We start from the raw sequence: 17,714 nt of genomic DNA, 5'->3' as shown, positions 1-17,714 counted from the left end.
CTGCTGCCGTATCCGGTCATTCTCCCACGGGTCACGGGCCGAAACCCGCATGCAACCGGACGGCCTGTGGTGTCCGTCTAGCGCTGCATGAGACGAGCTGTGGGTGTGCTGGTGGCGGTGGTGACGCTCATTGTTGCGGGCTCCGCGGCCGAGGTGCGTGACACAAGCACCCGGCTGGTGGCGTTCGCCTCGTGCGACGAGATGGTGCGGGAAGTGCGCGCGGCCGCGGTACCGATCCGGGTGGGTGGCGGACCTGGCGAGGTGGCGTTGCCGGCTGCGACTTCCGACGCCGCGGTGGCCGCCGCATCGCGCGAGGGAGCCGGGCACTCCAGCACGAACCACTCCGGCACGAACAACCACGAAGCCGGTGTCGAGGAGCCTGACCTGGTACAGACCGATGGCCGCAGGGTGGTCACCGTCGCCGACGGGCGGCTGCGTGTCATCGACGCCGCGACCAGGACTGTGACGTCCACAGTGGACGTTCCCGGTGGCCCGCTGAGTGACCTGCTGCTCGACGGGAACCGTGTGCTGCTCGTCGCGCAGTCCGAGCTCACCATGATCGACATCAGCGGCCCGGCGAGGGCTGTCGGGAGCCTCGCCGTCTCCGGCCGCTACCTCGATGCCAGGCTCGTCGACGGCAGGGTCCGCATCGTCGTGCACTCGACACCGCCGCCGTTTCCGGTGTACCCGCACGACGCGCTGCCGCGGTACACGTACAGCACGGGTGGGGTCGTGCACGAGCAGGGCCCGCTCGTCGACTGCGGGCGTATCTACCGCTCGAGTCGCCCGGCAGGCGCGATCCTCACCGTGCTGACCGTCGACATGGCCGGTGAGCTGCGCACCGGGGAACCGGTGGCGATCGCCGCCGACGGCAACACCGTGTACGGCACCGAGCGCAACCTCTATGTGGCATCGACCGGCGCCGACCGCACCGAGATCCACCAGTTCGACATTGCGGGGCCCGGCCCCGCGCGCTACGTCGCGTCGGGCTCGGTGCCCGGTGCGCTGCTGAACCAGTACTCCATGTCCGAGTACGACGGCCGGCTGCGGGTCGCCACGACCACCGGTGCCGACAACACGGTGACGGTCCTGGAGCGCAGGGAAACCGTGCTGGCACCCGTCGGCTCGCTCGGTGGACTGGGGAAGGGGGAACGGATCTACGCCGTGCGCTTCCTCGGCCCGACGGGGTACGTGGTGACGTTCCGGGAGACCGATCCGCTGTACACCCTCGATCTCGGTGACCCGGCCGCGCCGCGAGCCACCGGCGAGCTGAAGATCACCGGCTACTCGGCCTACCTGCACAGCGTGGGCCCGGACCGGTTGCTCGGCGTCGGCCAGGAAGCCGATCAGCAGGGCCGGGTCCTCGGCCTGCAGGTATCGCTGTTCGACGTCGGTGATGCCGCCCGCCCGGCGCGCCTCACGCAGTACCGGATCGCCGGGGACATGGCACAGGTCGAGTCCGATTCGCATGCCTTCCTGTACTGGCAGCCGAGCGGCCTGCTCGTGTTGCCAACGCACACCGACGCGCTCGTGCTCCGCCTCGCCGGTGACGCGTTCACCGAAGTCGGCACCATCGGGCACAGCACGCCGGTGCTGCGCTCGCTGGTCATCGGGAGTGCACTGTGGACGGTGTCGCAGGACGGGATCCAGATCCACGACGCCACCCGGCTCACACCACTGGGCTCGATCGTGTTCGGTTAGCCGCGGTTGCCCGCGAACACGCCGTGCTCGGTGACCACGGCCGTGATCAGCTCCACCGGGGTGACGTCGAAGGCCGGGTTGAACACGGCGGCGCCCTCCGGGGCTACGGCGGTGCCGGCGACATGCGTGATCTCCGTTGCGGCGCGTTCCTCGATGACGATCGCGCTGCCGTCGGCCAGCGTTGTGTCCACTGTGGATGACGGCGCGACGACGATGAACGGCACCCCGTGCCGCGCGGCAGCCAGCGCCAGCCCGTAGGTGCCGATCTTGTTGGCCACGTCACCGTTCGCGGCAATGCGGTCGGCGCCTACGACGGCGCAGTCGACGAGCCCGCGGGCGAGGGCAGCCGCGGCGGCCGAGTCCGGTAGCAACCGGTAGGGCACGCCAGCCTCCGCGAGCTCCCATGCGGTGAGCCGGGCGCCCTGCAACAGTGGCCGGGTCTCGTCGGCCAGCACGTACTCGACCTGTCCCGCGGCGTGCAGGTGCCAGACGACGCCGAGCGCCGTTCCCCAGTCGACCGCGGCGAGCCGGCCGGTGTTGCAGTGCGTGAGCAGGCGCAGTGGCCGCCTGGCGCACAGCTCCAGCAGGAGGTCGGCGGCGTGCCGGGACGCGATGCGGTTGACGCGCTCGTCCTCGGTGAGCATCGCCTGCGCCTCGGCCAGCACGGCGTCGGCGCCGCCGGGTAGTGCCGCGAGCGCGCGCTCGACGCCCCAGCGCAGGTTGGCCGCGGTCGGTCGTGCCGTGGCGAGCCGCTCGGCGTCGGCGCGGATGGCTTCCGTCGCCGTGCCCCGCGTCCGGGCCGACAGCGCGACGCCGAGCGCGCCCGCCGCGCCGAGTGCGGGGGCCCCGCGCACCGCGAGCCGCTGGATCGCGCCTATCAGCTCGTCGACCGTGCGCAGCCGTAGCAGGCGATACTCCGCGGGCAGGGCGCACTGGTCGACGATCACGATCGCGTCGGTGTCCCAGTCGATCGTCCGAGTCACACCGCCCATTGTCCACCCCACCGGGTCTTCATTACCGTCTTCCGATAACAGAGCTGTCGTGCTCACCGGAGGTGTGTGATGGCAGGTCGTACGAAGTACCTGTTGGACGAGGCGGACATGCCGACGCGGTGGTACAACATCGTGCCCGACCTGCCGGAGCCGCCGCCCCCGCCGCTGCACCCGGCAACGCGCGAGCCGGTCGGCCCCGCCGACCTCGCCCCGCTGTTCCCGCAGGCGCTCATCGCGCAGGAGGTCAGCGGCGAGCGCTATATCGACATTCCCGGCGAGGTGCTCGACGTCTACGGGCTGTGGCGGCCCTCGCCGCTGTTCCGTGCGCGCCGCCTCGAGCAGGCGCTCGGCACCCCGGCCCGCATCTACTACAAGTACGAGGGCGTGAGCCCGGTCGGCTCGCACAAACCCAACACCGCGGTGCCGCAGGCGTTCTACAACGCGGCCGAGGGCGTGACCCGGCTGACCACCGAGACCGGCGCCGGGCAGTGGGGCAGCGCGCTGGCCTTCGCCTGCGCCACCTTCGGCCTCGACTGCGAGGTGTGGCAGGTGCGCGCCTCCTACGACCAGAAGCCGTACCGCAAGATCATGATGGAGACGTTCGGGGCGACCGTGCACCCGAGCCCTTCCGACCTCACCGAATCCGGGCGCAAGGTGCTCGCCGTGGACCCGGACTCCACCGGCAGCCTCGGGATCGCCATCAGTGAGGCCGTCGAGCAGGCCGCGGCCGACCCCAGCGCGCGGTATGCGCTCGGCAGCGTGCTCAACCACGTTCTGCTGCACCAGACGGTGATCGGCGAGGAGGCGCTGCAGCAGTTCCGGCTCGCCGAGGACACGCCCGATGTCATCGTCGGCTGCACCGGAGGCGGTTCCAACTTCGCTGGCCTGATGTTCCCGTTCCTGCGGGAGAAGCTGGCAGGCCGGATGTCCCCGGAGATCCGCGCCGTCGAACCCGCCGCCTGCCCCACACTGACCCGCGGCCGCTACGCCTACGATTTCGGCGACACCGCCGGGCTGACCCCGTTGCTGAAGATGCACACACTGGGGCACGAGTTCATCCCCGCGCCCATTCACGCCGGTGGCCTGCGCTACCACGGCATGTCGCCGCTGCTGTCGCACATCTACGAGCTCGGGCTGCTGGAGGCCGTCGCCGTGCCACAGCAGGAATGTTTCGCCGCCGGGGTGCGGTTCGCCCGTGCCGAGGGCATCATCGCCGCGCCGGAGCCGACGCACGCGCTCGCAGTCTGTATCCGGGAAGCGTTGCGGTGCAAGGAAACCGGCGAGGAGAAGGTGATACTGACGGCGTTGTGCGGGCACGCGCACCTCGACCTGCCCGCCTACCAGGCCTACCTCAGCGGACAGCTGGTGGACAACGAGCTGTCCGCGGAGACGCTGGCCGCCTCGCTGGCCGGTCTTCCCTGACCAACCGTGATCTCTCGATTCGGTGAGACGATCGAGGGCATGGGTGAGGTGCCTGACGAGGATCGAGTGTTTCCGGTGCGGTTCGTGCCCTATGGGGTGGCGGGGTGGACCGGGTCGCGGCGGCTGGATTTCTGGCAGCGCAGCTCTGATCAGTCCCGCGCCAATCAGGTGTGGCTTGGGCACGGTTCGAAGTCCGGGAGCGTGGTGGTCGGTACGTTCGACCCGCGAGATCGGTTGGCCGGCAGTCGTGATCTCGCTGAGGAGTTGGTGATCAAGCTGGTGAATATCGGTCTTCCGGGGCCGGACGTGCCGAGACCCGCCGGTTTCGGGCGGCGGCTGGTGCGGCATGCCATGGACCTGGTTGCCCAGCGCGAGAATTGGCCAACTGTGCCGGTCACCGTTGACGGCGGGCCGGCGCACCTGCGGTACCAACGGTTCGCGGCCGGCTGGGCCGGCACGGTCGAGGGTTACTCGCTCGGCGCTTTCGGCACAGGCGACCGGCCGGCCCAGCTGGCGCTCGTGCGGGTGGCGGACACCTCGGCCTACGGGTTCGATGTGGCGGCGGGCGTACGGCTCGCCGACCTGACGGCGGATGAGGACTGGGTCTGCCCGGGCGACTGGCATCCCGACCATCAGCCGCTGCTCTGAGGTGTGTGGTCTTCCCTGACCAACTGGACCTCCAGCGCGGTGGAGGTTGCACCGTGGTCGCATGACACAGACGCAGGCCCGTGGGCGGGTGTTGTGGACGCCCGAGCATCGATCCACCACCGCGGGCCTGCTCCTGACCGTCACGCTCATCGCCTTCGAGAACATGGGCGTTGCCACGGCGATGCCGACGCTGGTCGCCGATCTCGACGGCGAGCGCCTCTATTCGTGGCCGTTCACCGCGTTCCTCGTCGCCAGCGTTGTCGCCACGGTGGTCTCCGGCCGCGTATGCGACCGGCGTGGGCCCGCGCCGTCCCTGCTCGCCGGTCCGGCCGTCTTCCTCGCCGGACTGCTCGTCGCCGGTTTCGCCCCGGCCATGGGTGTGCTGCTGCTCGGCCGGTTCCTGCAGGGCCTCGGCACCGGGACGCTGCTGGTGGCCACCTCGGTGCTCATCGCCGCCGTCTACACCGACAGGGAGCGGCCCGTCGTCTACGGCGCCAACGCCGCCGCCTGGGTGCTGCCCGCGGTCATCGGGCCGTCGGTTGCAGGGGTCGTCACGGAGCGGTTCGGCTGGCGCTGGGTCTTCCTCGGCCTCGTACCGCTGGTGGTGCTCGGCGTCGCGCTGCTCGTGCCGGTGACCCGCAGGCTCGCGCGGCACGTACCGGGCGAGCGGCAGCGCCGTGCCGGTGTCCCCGCCGCGGTCACCGTCGCGCTCGGCATCGCGGCGCTCACCTGGGCCGCGCAGCACCCGTCCGGCGCGGCGCCGGTCTACGGCGTGATGGGCCTGGCCGCCATCGGTCTTGGGCTGCGCAGGCTGCTGCCCGCAGGCACGCTGACCGCCCGGCCCGGCCTGCCCGCCGTGGTAGCCGCGCGCGGGCTGCTCGCCGGCGCCTTCGCCGGGATGGAGGCGTACCTGCCGCTGACCATGATCGGCGTGCACGGATACAGCCTCGCGCTCGCCGGGCTGCCGCTCACCGTCGTCGCGGTCAGCTGGTCGATCGCCTCCGCCATACAGGGCCGTCATCCGGACTGGCGGCGGGAGATGCTGCTCCGCACCGGGTTCGTGCTGGTCGCGGTCGGCCTACTGCTGCTGACGGCTGTGTCCCAGCCATGGTGCCCTGCCTGGGTGGCGTTCGCCGGCGCCGCGGTGGGCGGGGGCGGCATGGGCATCGCGCTGCCGTCGGTCTCGGTCCTGCTGCTGCGCCTGTCACCGGTCGCCGAGCGTGGCTTCAACACCTCCGCCATGCAGCTCGGTGACTGGGTCACCTCCGCGCTGGCGATCGGCTTCGGGGGTGTACTGCTGGGCCTGCTCGCCTCGGCGGAGCAACCCGGTCCCGCTGTCGCCGTACTCGGTCTGACCCTGGCCGCCATGGCCGTGACCGGCGCCCTGCTGACCGGTAGGGAGGCGAGGTGAGCAGTGCCCCAGCCGACGCGAGCGGCGTCCGACTACCCTGGACAGGCGATGACCTACCTCGACCATGCGGCAACGACCCCCATGTTGCCCGACGCCGTCGCGGCGATGACCGAAGCGCTGTCCACCGTGGGCAATGCTTCCTCGCTGCATTCCTCGGGCCGCCGGGCCCGGCGGATGGTGGAGGAGGCTCGTGAGGTCGTCGCCGAGGCGCTCGGGGCGCGCCCGTCGGAGGTGATCTTCACCGGCGGGGGCACCGAGAGTGACAACCTCGCCGTCAAGGGGATCTACTGGGCCCGCCACACTGCCCACCCGTCCCGGCGCCGCGTGCTGGTCAGCGCGGTGGAACACCATGCGGTGCTCGACGCCGTCGGCTGGCTCGCCGAGCATGCCGGTGCCGAGGTCACCTGGCTTGCCGTGGACCGTTATGGCCGGGTACTGCCCGAGACGCTGCGGGCGGCGATCGAGTCCGACCCCACCGACATCGCGCTGGCCACCATCATGTGGGCCAACAACGAGGTCGGGACCATGAACCCGTTGCCCGAGCTCACCGCGCTCTGCGCCGAGCACGGCATCCCGCTGCACACCGATGCCGTGCAGGCGGTCGGCGCCGTCGAGGTGGACTTCGCCGCGAGCGGCGCGAACGCACTGACCGTGACCGGGCACAAGCTCGGCGGCCCCTACGGTGTCGGCGCGCTGCTGCTGGACCGTGACACCGCGTGCGTGCCGTTGCTGCACGGTGGCGGGCAGGAGCGCGAGGTGCGCTCGGGCACCCTCGACGTGCCGGCCATCCACGCCTTCGCGACCGCCGTACGGACGAGCGTGCGGCACCAGCCCGCGACGTTCGACAAGCTCGGCAAGCTGCGCGACGACCTGATCGCCGCCGTGCTGCACGCGGTGCCCGACGCCATTCTCAACGGCGCACCGACCGACGGCTCGGTCCCAAGGCTGCCCGGGATCGCCCACTTCACGTTCCCCGGCTGCGCCGGAGACAGCCTGCTGATGCTGCTCGACGCCAAGGGCATCGAGTGCTCGACCGGATCGGCGTGCACCGCTGGCGTGGCGGAACCGAGCCACGTGCTGCTGGCGATGGGCGCCGATGCGGCATCGGCACGCGGTTCGTTGCGGTTCTCCCTCGGGCACACCTCGACGCCCGACGACGTCGACGCGCTCGCCCGCGAGGTGCGCGCGGTGGTGGACAGGGCCCGGCAAGCCGGCCTGGCCGGCATGCGCAAGCAGAAGCAGGAGGTGTAGGCAATGCGCGTTCTGGCCGCGATGAGCGGGGGAGTGGACTCTGCGGTGGCCGCCGCACGTGCCGTCGCTGCCGGGCACGACGTGACCGGCGTGCATCTCGCGCTGTCGGCCAAACCCGGCACACTGCGCACCGGTTCGCGAGGCTGCTGCACCATCGAGGACGCGCACGACGCGCGCCGCGCGGCGGACATCCTCGGCATCCCGTTCTACGTCTGGGACTTCGCCGAGCGGTTCACCGAGGAGGTGGTGGAAACCTTCGTCGGGGAGTACGCCGCCGGCCGCACGCCCAACCCCTGCGTCACGTGCAACGAGAAGATCAAGTTCGAGGCGTTGCTGGACAAGGCGATGGCGCTCGGCTTCGACGCCGTGTGCACGGGCCACTATGCGCGGCTGTCCGTTGTGGACGGAGTACCGCAGTTGCGGCGCAGTGCCGATGCGGACAAGGACCAGTCCTACGTGCTCGCCTCGCTCACGCCGGAGCAGCTGCGGCACGCCATGTTCCCCCTCGGCGGCGACCGCAAGCCGGACGTGCGTGTCGAGGCAGCCGAGCGCGGCCTCGCCGTCGCGGCCAAGCCCGACAGCCACGACATCTGCTTCATTCCGGATGGCGACACCCGGAAGTTCCTCGAGTCCCGGCTCGGCGAGCGGCCTGGTGACCTCGTCGACGCCGAGTCCGGTGCCGTGCTCGGCAAGCACACCGGCGTGCACGGGTTCACGATCGGCCAGCGCAAGGGCCTCGGCATCGATGCGCCCGCCGCGGACGGCAGGCCACGGTACGTGCTCGCGCTGGAGCCGGTGTCGGGCACGGTGAAGGTCGGTCCGTCACGGGACCTGGCGGTGCAGCGCATCGAGGCCGACCGGCCGATCTGGCCGAGTGGGCGGCCACTGGCTGGGCCGACGGAGTGCGTTGTGCAGGTGCGTGCACACGGCGGCATCGCACCCGCGGTGGCAGAGGCGGTCGACGGTGGGGTGAGTCTCCAGCTGCGCGAGCCGCTGCGCGGGGTGGCGCCCGGTCAGGTGGCGGTGTTGTACGGACCGGACGCCGATGCCGGCGACCTGGTGCTCGGGAGTGCGAAGATCGCGGCCACGGCGTAGACACGCTTCCCCCGCCGCGGGAGAAGTAGATCGAGGCGATCACGGCGGTCGTGGTGGTCGAGGACGAGGTGACAGAGGACGAGCTCATCGGCCACGTCAAGGGCGGGCTTGCCGCTTTCAAGGTGCCCAAGGCGGTGCGTTTCGTCGAGGACCTTCCCCGCAACGCCTCCGGCAAGGTCCTGAAGCGGGGGCTACGCGACCGCTTCGCGGCCAGCTGACCTACCGCAGGACCTCGACGGTGACGGAGGGGTACCGCCGGCTGAATCCGGTGTCGAGAGTTACGAGTGTGAGGCCGGCCGCTTGCGCGAACGCGGCCAGATAGTCGTCAGTCCAGAGCTTGTGGCTGTTGTCGTCACGTGCGGACAGCGCCCGCCATGCCGGCTCGACCTGTGCTGGTTCGCCAGCCCATTGGACTCGTTCATCGGTCCTGAGCTGGTCGATGACCTTCCAGGCATCCGCCCGGGCGAGCACGTCCTCGCCCATGACGGCAGCGTTGGACAGTAGTCGCAGCAACCCCATCTGCGTGACACGGCAGAGCCGGAGTTCGTCGCTTTGTTCGCTGAACCACGCTGCAACCTGGGGATGGCGGGCATGCCCTGTCCACACCGCCGCCAGCCACACACCTACATCGAGCAGCATCAGTGGTTACCGTATTTTCCGGCATCCTCGGCGGCGACGATCGCTTCGATCTCGGCGTTGGTGAGGTCGACCTTTCCTGGTCGTGTGCTGCCCACCAAGGGCAGCTGGACACGCGCGCGCTTGACTGGCCCTGTCACATTGCCCAGTTCATGCGTGACGGCACGTGTAAGGAAGTCTTTGAGAGTCTCCCCGCGGGCTGCGGCTTCGGCCTTGGCGGCTCGAAGGAGCTCAGTCGGGAGGTGGACCGTGGTGCGCATAAAAGCATATTAGCAGCTCATGATTGGCGTGAGCCAGTTCCGCTGCGTGCCTTGCCGCCTGGCGCCGCCTACCCTGGCGGGCACGGACCCGGCACCGCTTCCCTGAGGAGCCGCCATGGACCGGCAGGCCGCGGCACAACGCACGCCCGTACCAGACAGATTGGACCGCCCCGTCATTGTGACGGGGCTCGTGGTGGTTGCCGGGCTCATCATGGTGGTGCTCGACACGACCATCGTCAACGTCGCCATCGACACGCTGAGCAGGCAGCTCGCCGCGCCACTGTCGACGACGCAGTGGGTGATCACCGGTTACCTGCTGGCCGTCGGTCTCGTCATCCCGCTCACCGGGTGGGCCATCGACCGGTTCGGCGCCAAGCGGGTGTGGATCACGTCCCTGGTGCTGTTCACCGCGGGCTCTGCGTTGTGCGCGCTGGCGTGGTCCATGGAAAGCCTCATCGTGTTCCGCATCCTGCAGGGCCTCGGCGGCGGGATGTTGCTGCCCGGCGGGCAGACGATCATCGCAAGGTCGGCGGGTCCCCAGCGGATGGGCAGGGCGATGAGCATCATCGGCGTGCCGATGCTGCTCGGTCCGGTGCTCGGGCCCGTCGTTGGTGGCCTGATCGTCGAGTACGTGAGCTGGCACTGGATCTTCCTCGTCAACGTGCCCGTCGGCATCCTCGCGGTGGCGCTCGCCGTGTGGCGGCTGCCCGGCGGCGGACAGCTGCCGGAGCCGGGGCGCCTCGATCTGCGCGGCCTGCTGTTGCTCTCCGGCGGGCTCATCTGCCTGCTCTACGGCCTGTCGCGGGCCAGCACGCAGGGCGGGTTCGGCGGCTGGGGCGTGCTCGGCTGGCTGCTCGCCGGTGCCGCCGGGGTGGCGTTGTTCAGCCTGCACAGCCTGCGAAGGGGTGCCGCCTCGATCATCGACGTGCGGCTGTTCGTCAACCGGTACTTCGCCGCGGGCTCAGTGATGATCTTCCTGGTCGCGATGACGCTGTTCGGCGGGATGCTGTTGCTGCCGCTGTACTACCAGGCCGTCCGCGGTGAAGGCGCGCTCAACGCGGGCCTGCTGCTGGCCCCGCAGGGCCTCGGCGCCATGCTGGTGATGCCGGTGGCCGGCAGGCTGACCGATCGGATCGGCGCGGGTTACGTCGTGCCGGTGGGGATCGTGCTCGCGTTGCTCGGCACGCTGCCGTTCACCCAGGTCGGCGCCAACACCTCCTACGCCCTGCTCGGTGGGGCGCTGTTCGTACGCGGGCTCGGCATCGGCGCGGTCATGATGCCGACCTTCGCCGCCGCGTACTCCCGGCTGAGCAACGAAGCGGTGTCGCGAGCCGCCCCCACGCTGACCGCGCTGCAGCAGGTCGGCGCCTCACTGGGCAGCGCATTGCTGGTGACGATGCTCACCCAGCGGATCACGCAGCTGTTCACCCAGCACGGCCTTGCCGCCTCCGGTGCGGGAGCCGACGCGCTCGGCTCGGTGCCGCCCCAGCTGCTCCCGCGGGTGGCGCCCCTACTGGCGGACTCCTTCGGTTTCGCGTTCTGGGTGGCGTTCTTCCTGACCGTCGCGTTGTTCGTGCCCGCGCTGCTCCTGCCGAGGTACCGCAAGCGCGTTCAGGCAGAGGTGCCCAGCGTGTAGTGCCGTACGCCCTCGACGTCGGTCGTGGCCAGCTTGCCCTGGAATACCAGCAGATCCAGGTGCGCGCCGGATTCGAGCACGGCCAGCATCTGGTTGAACGGGTCGAGCGCGGTCAGCGCGTGCGCACGCCGCGTCCAGGTCAGCCGCAACGCCGATTCGTACGCCGTCTGTGCGCCCTGCGCGATGGTTTCGCCGATCTCGTCGAGTCGCTGCCTGTGATGGTCGAGCAGCTCGTCCACCCGCGCGTGCACGCTCGGTGAGACGGGGCCGTGCGCGGGCAGCATCCGCATGTCGGGCATCTCGCGGACGAGCCGGAGCGAGCCGAGGTAGTCGCGCAGCGGCAGCTCGGCCGGCGCAGCCTCGAACCCGATCGACGGGGTGATGTGCGGCAGCACGTGGTCGCCGGAGAACAGCAGGTTCGCTGCCCCGTCGGCGAAGACGACGTGTCCCGTGGTGTGGCCGGGGGTGTGCACCACGTCCAGCTCGCGGCCCGGCAGCACGGTGCGCGTGCCTGGCGTGAGCCACTCGTCGGGCGCCTCCCAGAAGCTTTCCTCGGTGTCGGGGAGCCGCTCGGCGAAGACCCTCTCCAGTTCGGTGATCACCGGCTGGGCACCTGCCCGGTGCAGCAACCGCACCTGCCGGTGCATTGCCGGGGTGCCCGGTTCGCTGGCGAGCTTCAGCGAGGGCTCCTCCAGCTTGCCCAGCGCGATCCGCACACCGAACTTGCGGCGCAACGCGACCGCCAGCGTGTAGTGGTCGCGATGGACGTGGGTCACCAGGAACTGGCCGACGTCCCCGAGTCCGGCACCGAGGCCGGCCAGCGCCGTCTCCAACTGTGCGTGTGCGGTGTCGATTGCCCAGCCCGAGTCGATGAGCACGAGTGAGTCACCGTCGGTGAGTGCGTAGACGTTGACGGCGCGCAGTGCGTCGTTGGGCAGCGGCAACGGGATCCGGTAGACACCGGGCGCCACCGCGTAGATGCCCGGTTCGGTCCAGTGGCGGCTGGTTTCGTCCTCGAGTGGTTCCACGCCTGACCTCGCTGTGGTTGAACCTGGTTCTCCTTCGAGCAATTCCTCGATCAGAACAGGTCCAGCCCGCCGGCAGGAGGGTCCTGAGACACAGGTCACCGAGCAAACGCTCAGTCAGTCGCTACCGCTCTCGTTGATCAACCGGTCGAGCTCCCGCCGCAGCAACCCGAGCCGTGCGTCGGCGAGTAGCGGGATCTCGCGCCGTCTGCGGCGCACCGCGGTCGGGTCGATCTCCACGACCAGGAGCGACTCCTCCCAGCTCGGCGCCGTCGCCACCACCGAGCCCCACGGGTCGAGAACGCGCGAGCCGCCCCAGAACCGGACACCCGCCTCGTCACCGACCCGGTTGACGAACACCACCCAGCACTGCTGCATGCGTGCGGTGAACGTCAGCAGGTCGTGCCAGTACTCGGCCGGATCGAACGAGCCGCCGGTGAGCTTGGCGGCGCTGTTGGCCGGCACGATCAGCAGCTCGGCGCCGTCCTGGGCCGCCAGCCACGGCAGCATCGGCTGCCAGGCGTCGTTGCAGATCAGCGTCGCGAACCGGCCGAACCGGCTGTCGAAGGCACGCATGTGCTGGCCGGGGCTGGCGTGCTTGCGCTCCTCCCACAGCAGGTAGTTCGGCAGGTAGAGCTTGCGGTGGTTGTGGACGACCTGACCGTCCGACAGGTACAGCGCGGAGTTGTGCCTGCGGATCCGGCCGTCCTCCAGCAGCCCGATGACCACGTCCGGGCCATGCCGCGACAGGTCGGCGAGACGAGAGTCGTCCGGCCACAGCGAGATGTCGTCCGCGAGCTGGCCCAGCGCGTAGCCCGTCAGGCTGAGTTCGGGAAAGACCACCAGGTCGGCGTCCTCGGCTGCGGCATCCTTGATGATGCGCTCGGTATCCGCCAGGTTCCCGTCCACGTCACCGAGCCGGCAGTCCGTCTGCGCGAGTGCCACCCTCATGCGTCTCACCTCCTTCGTACGCAAGCGATCCGTAGTTGCAAGGTACTCCGGGGGCAGCACCCTCCCGTGGGCACGAGGACCTGGAGAAGAATCGGACCCGTGAGTGAGCAGACCTGGCCGCGTGGCGCGGCCACCGGCATCGGCTCGATGCCTGGTACCGACGCAGCCGAAGCGGCGACGATCGTCATCGGCGAGCTGCCCGAGTTCCCGAACCTGCCCGAACTGCCCGAGCGCGGCCTCGGTGCCGACACCATCGGCCGCGCCGCGGGGCTGCTGGTCGACCTCGCCGCCGAGGTGGTGCCCAGCGGCTACCGCGTCGCCGCCCGCCCGGGTAGGGACCACCGGCGTGCGGTGGACCTGCTGCGCTGGGACGTGGACGCGTTCACCGAGGCCGCCGACCGCGCGGGCGCGGCGCCCGCACTCGTGAAGACGCAGGTCGCCGGGCCGTGGACACTGGCGGCCGGCGTGGAGCTGGTGCGCGGGCACCGCGTGCTCACCGACCGCGGAGCCACCCGCGACTTCGCCGCGTCACTGCTCGAAGGCCTTGCTGGGCACGTCGCGGAACTCGCCGAGCGCACCGGAGCCGGGGTGGTCGTACAGCTCGACGAGCCGACGCTGCCCGCCGTGCTGGCCGGTGCGCTGCCAACCGCATCGGGGTACGGCATGGTGGCCGCGGTGCCGGAGCCGGATGCGCAGCAGCTGCTCGCGACGGTCGTGGCCGGTGCGGAGAAGATCACCGGCCACCCGGTGATCGTGCATTGCTGCGCGCCACGGCCACCCGTTGCCCTGCTGCGGGCCGCAGGCGCCGGTGCGCTCGCCATCGACGCCACGCTGCTCGACGGTGCGCCCGGCGCGCTGCTCGATGAGCTGGGCGAGGCCTGGGACAGCGGCACCGAGCTCCTCCTCGGCCTGGTGCCTGGTGTCGCGCCCGCCACCCCGCCCGGCCTGCATGATGTGGCGGGGCCCGCGCTGCGACTGGTCGACAGGCTGGGGTTCAACCGCGCCATTCTCGGTGACCGCGCCGTGCCGACACCGGTGTGCGGGCTGGCTGGCGCGACGGGCGAGTGGCTGCGCCGGGCGCTGTCGCTCACGCGCGATCTGGGCAAAGCGTTCGTGGAGCCGCCGGAAGGCTGGTAGGACTTCGAGGATGGGATTCTTGCGGCGGCACCGCCGAGGCACGGACGATCCGCCCGACCCGCGCACCCCATGGCCGGAACAGCCTGTGCCAGCCGATCCGCGGGCCGCGGCGGCCGAGTTCTGGCGACACTGGGACGAACTGCTGCCCGAGATCAGCGCCGCGCTCGGGGAGGGCAACCCGCAGGCCGCGGAGACCCTGTTGTGCGAGGCGGTTGCGCGCGTGCACCCGGACCTGCAGTTCTCCCTCGACCGCGGCCAGCGCGCCATTTACGCGCTCGTCGTCAGCGGGCAGGAGGATCCCGCGTTGCGCGCCTACACCGACGCATGGAAGGCGGCCGCGCCGGCCGATAACGCGATCTGGGAGTACCACGACTCTGTGCCCCCGGTGCCGGATCCCACCGAGGTCACCGTCAACGTCGGCGAACACCGGATCGCGCTCGCCGACGTCCGGATCGTCGCGCAGGTCGACGAGGCTGAGCAGGTCGTGGACGTCGCCGTGCATCACCCGGCACTGGGGGAGCTGCCGGAGCCCGCCCGCGACGCGCTGACCTTCCTGCCACTGGACGCCACGCTCGGCGAGCGGCTGGCCGCCGAACGGCTGCGTCGCGTGGAGACCGCCGTGGCCGAACCGTCGGGCGCGATCACACTGCTGGAGTTCCGGGAGCTGGTCCGCGGGCTCGGCTGAGGTGTTGCGGGGGCGACCCCCGCAGACCCCACGGCGCGGGCTCCTCGGCCGGGCGGGCGTGGTTGCGTTCGTCAGTGACCAGCACGCGCGAGTCCCCCGTTCCGGTGCGCGAGTCCCCCGTTCCGGCGTGCGAGTTGCCCGCTCTGGTGCGCGAGTCCCCCGCTCTGGCGCGCGGCGGCCTCGTGGCTGAGCCTTCATCCGGCTTCTGTCGGTCCCGCTGACTACCCTGTGTGGCTGTGAGCAGTGATGACCTGGCAGCAGGACACGTAGCAGAGGACATCGCCGACGTGCCCGCCGGTGTCCGCGAGCAGCACCACGCCCTCGCCGAGGAGGTGCGCGGGCACCAGTTCCGCTACTACGTACTGGACTCGCCGACGATTTCCGACGGCGAGTTCGACGCGCTGCTGCGCGAACTGGAAGACCTCGAGCGGCAGTATCCGGGCCTGGCCACGCCGGACTCGCCGACGCAGAAGGTCGGCGGCATGTTCTCCACCGAGTTCACCGCGCACGATCACCTCGAGCGCATGCTGAGCCTCGACAACGCTTTCGACCTCGACGAGCTGCGCGCCTGGGTCGACCGTGTCGAGCGCGAGGTCGGTGGGCAGACGCGGTACCTGTGCGAGCTGAAGATCGACGGTCTCGCCATCAACCTGCTCTACGAGAACGGCACGCTCACGCGCGCGCTCACACGCGGCGACGGGCGCACGGGTGAGGACGTCACGCTCAACGTCCGCACGCTGCAGGACGTGCCGGACCGGCTGACCGGCACCGCCGAGTTCCCCGTGCCGGACCGGGTCGAGGTGCGCGGCGAGGTCTACTACCGCGTCGCGGAATTCGCCGACCTCAACGCGCGCTTGGTCGAGGCGGGCAAACCGCCGTTCGCCAACCCGCGCAACGCGGCGGCAGGCTCGCTGCGGCAGAAGGACCCGAAGGTCACCCGCTCCCGCCCGCTGCGGCTGCTCTGCCATGGGCTCGGCAAACGGGACGGCTTCGATCCGGAGCGGCAGTCCGAGGCGTACGACGCCCTCGCCGCGTGGGGGTTGCCGGTCTCGCGGTACAGCAAGGTCATCGACACCGCAGAGGGGCTGGTCGAGCACATCGGCTACTGGGGTGAGCACCGGCACGACGCCGAGTACGAGATCGACGGGGTGGTCATCAAGGTCGATCAGGTCGCCCTGCAGCGCAGGCTCGGTGCGACGTCCCGTGCGCCGCGCTGGGCGATCGCGTTCAAGTACCCGCCCGAGGAGGCCACCACCACGCTGCTGGACATCCGCGTCAACGTCGGGCGCACCGGGCGGGTCACGCCGTATGCGGTGATGGAGCCGGTCAAGGTCGCCGGGTCGACCGTGGCGATGGCGACGTTGCACAACGCGGAGGAGGTCAAGCGCAAGGGCGTCCTGATCGGGGACCGGGTGGTGATCCGCAAGGCGGGTGACGTGATCCCCGAGGTGCTCGGACCGGTCGTGGACGTGCGCACCGGCGACGAGCGGGAGTTCGTGATGCCCGCGCACTGCCCGGAATGCGGCACCCGCCTCGCCTACCAGAAAGAGGGCGACGTCGACATCCGTTGCCCGAACGCACGATCCTGCCCGGCGCAGCTGCGGGAACGGCTGTTCTACCTGGCCAGCCGGAGTGCTTTCGACATCGAGGTGCTCGGCTACGAGGCGGCGAGTGCGCTGCTGCAGGCGGGGGTGCTCACCGATGAGGGCGACGTGTTCGCGCTCGATGAGGAGCAGCTCGGGCAGGTCGAGCTGTTCGTCACCAAGGCGGGCGAACTGTCGGCCAACGGGGTACGTCTGCTGGCGAACCTTGACTCCGCCAAGGACCGTCCACTGTGGAAGGTGATTGTCGCGCTGTCGATCCGGCATGTCGGCCCCACCGCCGCACAGGCGCTGGCGCGGGAGTTCGGCTCCATCGACCGCATCGACAGCGCCACCGAGGAGGAGATCGCCGACGTCGACGGGGTCGGCCCGACGATTGCGCGGGCCGTACGCGAGTGGTTCGCCGTCGACTGGCACCGCGAGATCGTCGAGAAGTGGCGCCGCTCGGGTGTGCGCCTGGCGGAGGAACGTGACGACTCGGTCCCGCGCAATCTGGAGGGACTGTCGATCGTCGTGACCGGGTCGCTGGAGACGTTCTCCCGTGACGAGGCCAAGGAGGCGATCATGGCCCGCGGCGGCAAGGCCGCCGGATCGGTGTCGAAGAAGACGGCGTTCGTGGTCGTTGGCGATGCGCCGGGCTCCAAGTACGACAAGGCGGTCCAGCTCAAGGTGCCCGTGCTGAACGAGAGCGGGTTCCGGGTTCTGCTGGAGCGCGGACCCGACGCGGCGGCCGAGGTCGCCGAGGTCGCGGCAGATGAGTGACGTCCTCGTCCGGGCGGCGCGGCCCGCCGAGTTCGCGGCGCTCGGCGAGCTGACGGTCGCTGCCTACCAGGCGGACGGCCTACTCGGCCACGACGCGGGTGAGTCCTATGCCGCCGAGCTGCGCGCGGCCGCGCACCGGGCCGAGCACGCCGAACTGCTCGTCGCCGTGGCCGACTCGGGGGCGCCGATCGGCACGGTCACGATCGTGCGGGCAGGCACGCCGTATACGGAGATCGCGCGGGATGGCGAGGTGGAGTTCCGGATGCTCGCGGTCGCCGCGGATGCGCGGGGCCGGGGCGTCGGCGCGGCGCTCACGCAGGCCGTACTCGACCGAGCCCGCGCGCTGGCAGCCAGGCGTGTGGTGCTGTGCAGCCTGGAGTCCATGACCACCGCCCACCGGCTCTACGCCCGGCTCGGCTTCCGCCGCCTACCGGAACGCGACTGGGAGCCGGTACCCGGAGTAACCCTGCTGGCGTACTCCCTCGAGTTGTAGCGCGTGAT

At 70.7% G+C, this 17,714-nt stretch carries 16 protein-coding genes and 1 pseudogene; 12 read left to right on the top strand and 5 right to left on the bottom strand.

Annotated features, from left to right (window positions below; translation table 11 throughout):
• The first annotated feature begins 87 nt into the window (after positions 1 to 87).
• Positions 88 to 1,701: a beta-propeller domain-containing protein gene (locus ABZ863_RS07855; RefSeq protein ID WP_358532215.1), complete on the top strand. Its 1,614-nt coding sequence runs from the start codon at positions 88 to 90 to the stop codon at positions 1,699 to 1,701.
• On the opposite strand, the gene mtnA is transcribed toward ABZ863_RS07855, so the two are convergent.
• On the bottom strand, positions 1,698 to 2,693 hold the full coding sequence (gene mtnA / locus ABZ863_RS07850) for an S-methyl-5-thioribose-1-phosphate isomerase (RefSeq protein WP_358532213.1): 996 nt from the start codon (positions 2,691 to 2,693) through the stop codon (positions 1,698 to 1,700). The two genes, ABZ863_RS07855 and mtnA, sit on opposite strands and share 4 nt — an antisense overlap.
• Before the next feature lie 69 nt (positions 2,694 to 2,762).
• Here mtnA and ABZ863_RS07845 point away from each other — a divergent pair, with 69 nt between their 5' ends.
• From ABZ863_RS07845 to ABZ863_RS07820, 6 genes and pseudogenes are all read left to right on the top strand, one after another.
• A complete protein-coding gene (locus tag ABZ863_RS07845; protein ID WP_358532211.1) occupies positions 2,763 to 4,115 on the top strand; it encodes a TrpB-like pyridoxal phosphate-dependent enzyme in 1,353 nt (450 codons plus the stop codon).
• Between the two features lie 6 nt (positions 4,116 to 4,121).
• Positions 4,122 to 4,763: a hypothetical protein gene (locus ABZ863_RS07840; protein ID WP_358532209.1), complete on the top strand. Its 642-nt coding sequence runs from the start codon at positions 4,122 to 4,124 to the stop codon at positions 4,761 to 4,763.
• 61 nt (positions 4,764 to 4,824) lie between these two features.
• Positions 4,825 to 6,174: an MFS transporter gene (locus ABZ863_RS07835; protein WP_358532207.1), complete on the top strand. Its 1,350-nt coding sequence runs from the start codon at positions 4,825 to 4,827 to the stop codon at positions 6,172 to 6,174.
• Between the two features lie 48 nt (positions 6,175 to 6,222).
• Positions 6,223 to 7,425, top strand: a complete 1,203-nt coding sequence (locus ABZ863_RS07830) for a cysteine desulfurase family protein (protein WP_358532206.1) — start codon at positions 6,223 to 6,225, stop codon at positions 7,423 to 7,425.
• 3 nt (positions 7,426 to 7,428) lie between these two features.
• Positions 7,429 to 8,520 (top strand): tRNA 2-thiouridine(34) synthase MnmA, encoded by a 1,092-nt coding sequence (gene mnmA, locus ABZ863_RS07825; protein WP_358532204.1) that lies wholly within the window; start codon positions 7,429 to 7,431, stop codon positions 8,518 to 8,520.
• Positions 8,521 to 8,534: 14 nt separating this feature from the next.
• Positions 8,535 to 8,738 (top strand): annotated as a pseudogene (locus ABZ863_RS07820) (acyl-CoA synthetase); the annotation flags it as partial.
• Position 8,739: 1 nt separating this feature from the next.
• Here the strand turns inward: ABZ863_RS07820 and ABZ863_RS07815 are convergent.
• Together ABZ863_RS07815 and ABZ863_RS07810 are read right to left on the bottom strand one after the other, a co-directional pair.
• Positions 8,740 to 9,159 carry a TA system VapC family ribonuclease toxin gene (locus tag ABZ863_RS07815; protein ID WP_358532202.1) on the bottom strand — a complete coding sequence of 140 codons (420 nt, stop codon included), beginning with the start codon at positions 9,157 to 9,159 and terminating at the stop codon, positions 8,740 to 8,742.
• Entirely contained in the window at positions 9,159 to 9,416 is a 258-nt protein-coding gene (locus ABZ863_RS07810) for a hypothetical protein (protein WP_358532200.1), read from the bottom strand. Before ABZ863_RS07810 ends, ABZ863_RS07815 begins: the two co-directional genes overlap by 1 nt.
• A gap of 115 nt (positions 9,417 to 9,531) precedes the next feature.
• Between ABZ863_RS07810 and ABZ863_RS07805 the strand changes: the two genes are divergently transcribed.
• Entirely contained in the window at positions 9,532 to 11,052 is a 1,521-nt protein-coding gene (locus ABZ863_RS07805; RefSeq protein ID WP_358532198.1) for an MDR family MFS transporter, read from the top strand.
• Here the strand turns inward: ABZ863_RS07805 and ABZ863_RS07800 are convergent.
• Positions 11,028 to 12,080 (bottom strand): MBL fold metallo-hydrolase, encoded by a 1,053-nt coding sequence (locus ABZ863_RS07800; protein WP_358532196.1) that lies wholly within the window; start codon positions 12,078 to 12,080, stop codon positions 11,028 to 11,030. The two genes, ABZ863_RS07805 and ABZ863_RS07800, sit on opposite strands and share 25 nt — an antisense overlap.
• 114 nt (positions 12,081 to 12,194) lie before the next feature.
• Positions 12,195 to 13,028, bottom strand: a complete 834-nt coding sequence (locus tag ABZ863_RS07795; RefSeq protein ID WP_358532195.1) for a nitrilase-related carbon-nitrogen hydrolase — start codon at positions 13,026 to 13,028, stop codon at positions 12,195 to 12,197.
• Between the two features lie 99 nt (positions 13,029 to 13,127).
• Between ABZ863_RS07795 and ABZ863_RS07790 the strand changes: the two genes are divergently transcribed.
• The 4 genes from ABZ863_RS07790 (at position 13,128) to ABZ863_RS07775 (ending at position 17,706) form a co-directional block, all read left to right on the top strand.
• On the top strand, positions 13,128 to 14,165 hold the full coding sequence (locus tag ABZ863_RS07790) for a methionine synthase (protein ID WP_358532193.1): 1,038 nt from the start codon (positions 13,128 to 13,130) through the stop codon (positions 14,163 to 14,165).
• A gap of 10 nt (positions 14,166 to 14,175) precedes the next feature.
• On the top strand, positions 14,176 to 14,850 hold the full coding sequence (locus ABZ863_RS07785; protein ID WP_358532191.1) for a hypothetical protein: 675 nt from the start codon (positions 14,176 to 14,178) through the stop codon (positions 14,848 to 14,850).
• Between the two features lie 236 nt (positions 14,851 to 15,086).
• A complete protein-coding gene (ligA, locus tag ABZ863_RS07780; RefSeq protein WP_358532189.1) occupies positions 15,087 to 17,213 on the top strand; it encodes an NAD-dependent DNA ligase LigA in 2,127 nt (708 codons plus the stop codon).
• Entirely contained in the window at positions 17,206 to 17,706 is a 501-nt protein-coding gene (locus ABZ863_RS07775; RefSeq protein ID WP_358532187.1) for a GNAT family N-acetyltransferase, read from the top strand. The genes ligA and ABZ863_RS07775 overlap by 8 nt, the downstream gene beginning before the upstream one ends.
• Positions 17,707 to 17,714 lie beyond the last annotated feature (8 nt).

The organism is Saccharomonospora sp. NPDC046836, assembly GCF_040645195.1.
Lineage (GTDB): Bacteria > Actinomycetota > Actinomycetes > Mycobacteriales > Pseudonocardiaceae > Prauserella_A.
Note: the sequence above shows the minus strand (reverse complement) of the source record. Positions and strands in the feature narration are given on the sequence as shown.

Bases quoted from the DNA above. Each gene is read 5' to 3' on its own strand.
- ABZ863_RS07775 (WP_358532187.1), top strand. From the start codon at position 17,206: ATGAGTGACGTCCTCGTCCGGGCGGCGCGGCCCGCCGAGTTCGCGGCG.
- ABZ863_RS07815 (WP_358532202.1), bottom strand. From the start codon at position 9,159: ATGCTGCTCGATGTAGGTGTGTGGCTGGCGGCGGTGTGGACAGGGCAT.
- ABZ863_RS07785 (WP_358532191.1), top strand. From the start codon at position 14,176: ATGGGATTCTTGCGGCGGCACCGCCGAGGCACGGACGATCCGCCCGAC.
- ABZ863_RS07830 (WP_358532206.1), top strand. From the start codon at position 6,223: ATGACCTACCTCGACCATGCGGCAACGACCCCCATGTTGCCCGACGCC.
- ABZ863_RS07835 (WP_358532207.1), top strand. From the start codon at position 4,825: ATGACACAGACGCAGGCCCGTGGGCGGGTGTTGTGGACGCCCGAGCAT.
- mnmA (WP_358532204.1), top strand. From the start codon at position 7,429: ATGCGCGTTCTGGCCGCGATGAGCGGGGGAGTGGACTCTGCGGTGGCC.
- ABZ863_RS07805 (WP_358532198.1), top strand. From the start codon at position 9,532: ATGGACCGGCAGGCCGCGGCACAACGCACGCCCGTACCAGACAGATTG.
- ABZ863_RS07795 (WP_358532195.1), bottom strand. From the start codon at position 13,028: ATGAGGGTGGCACTCGCGCAGACGGACTGCCGGCTCGGTGACGTGGAC.
- ABZ863_RS07845 (WP_358532211.1), top strand. From the start codon at position 2,763: ATGGCAGGTCGTACGAAGTACCTGTTGGACGAGGCGGACATGCCGACG.
- mtnA (WP_358532213.1), bottom strand. From the start codon at position 2,693: ATGGGCGGTGTGACTCGGACGATCGACTGGGACACCGACGCGATCGTG.
- ABZ863_RS07855 (WP_358532215.1), top strand. From the start codon at position 88: ATGAGACGAGCTGTGGGTGTGCTGGTGGCGGTGGTGACGCTCATTGTT.
- ABZ863_RS07810 (WP_358532200.1), bottom strand. From the start codon at position 9,416: ATGCGCACCACGGTCCACCTCCCGACTGAGCTCCTTCGAGCCGCCAAG.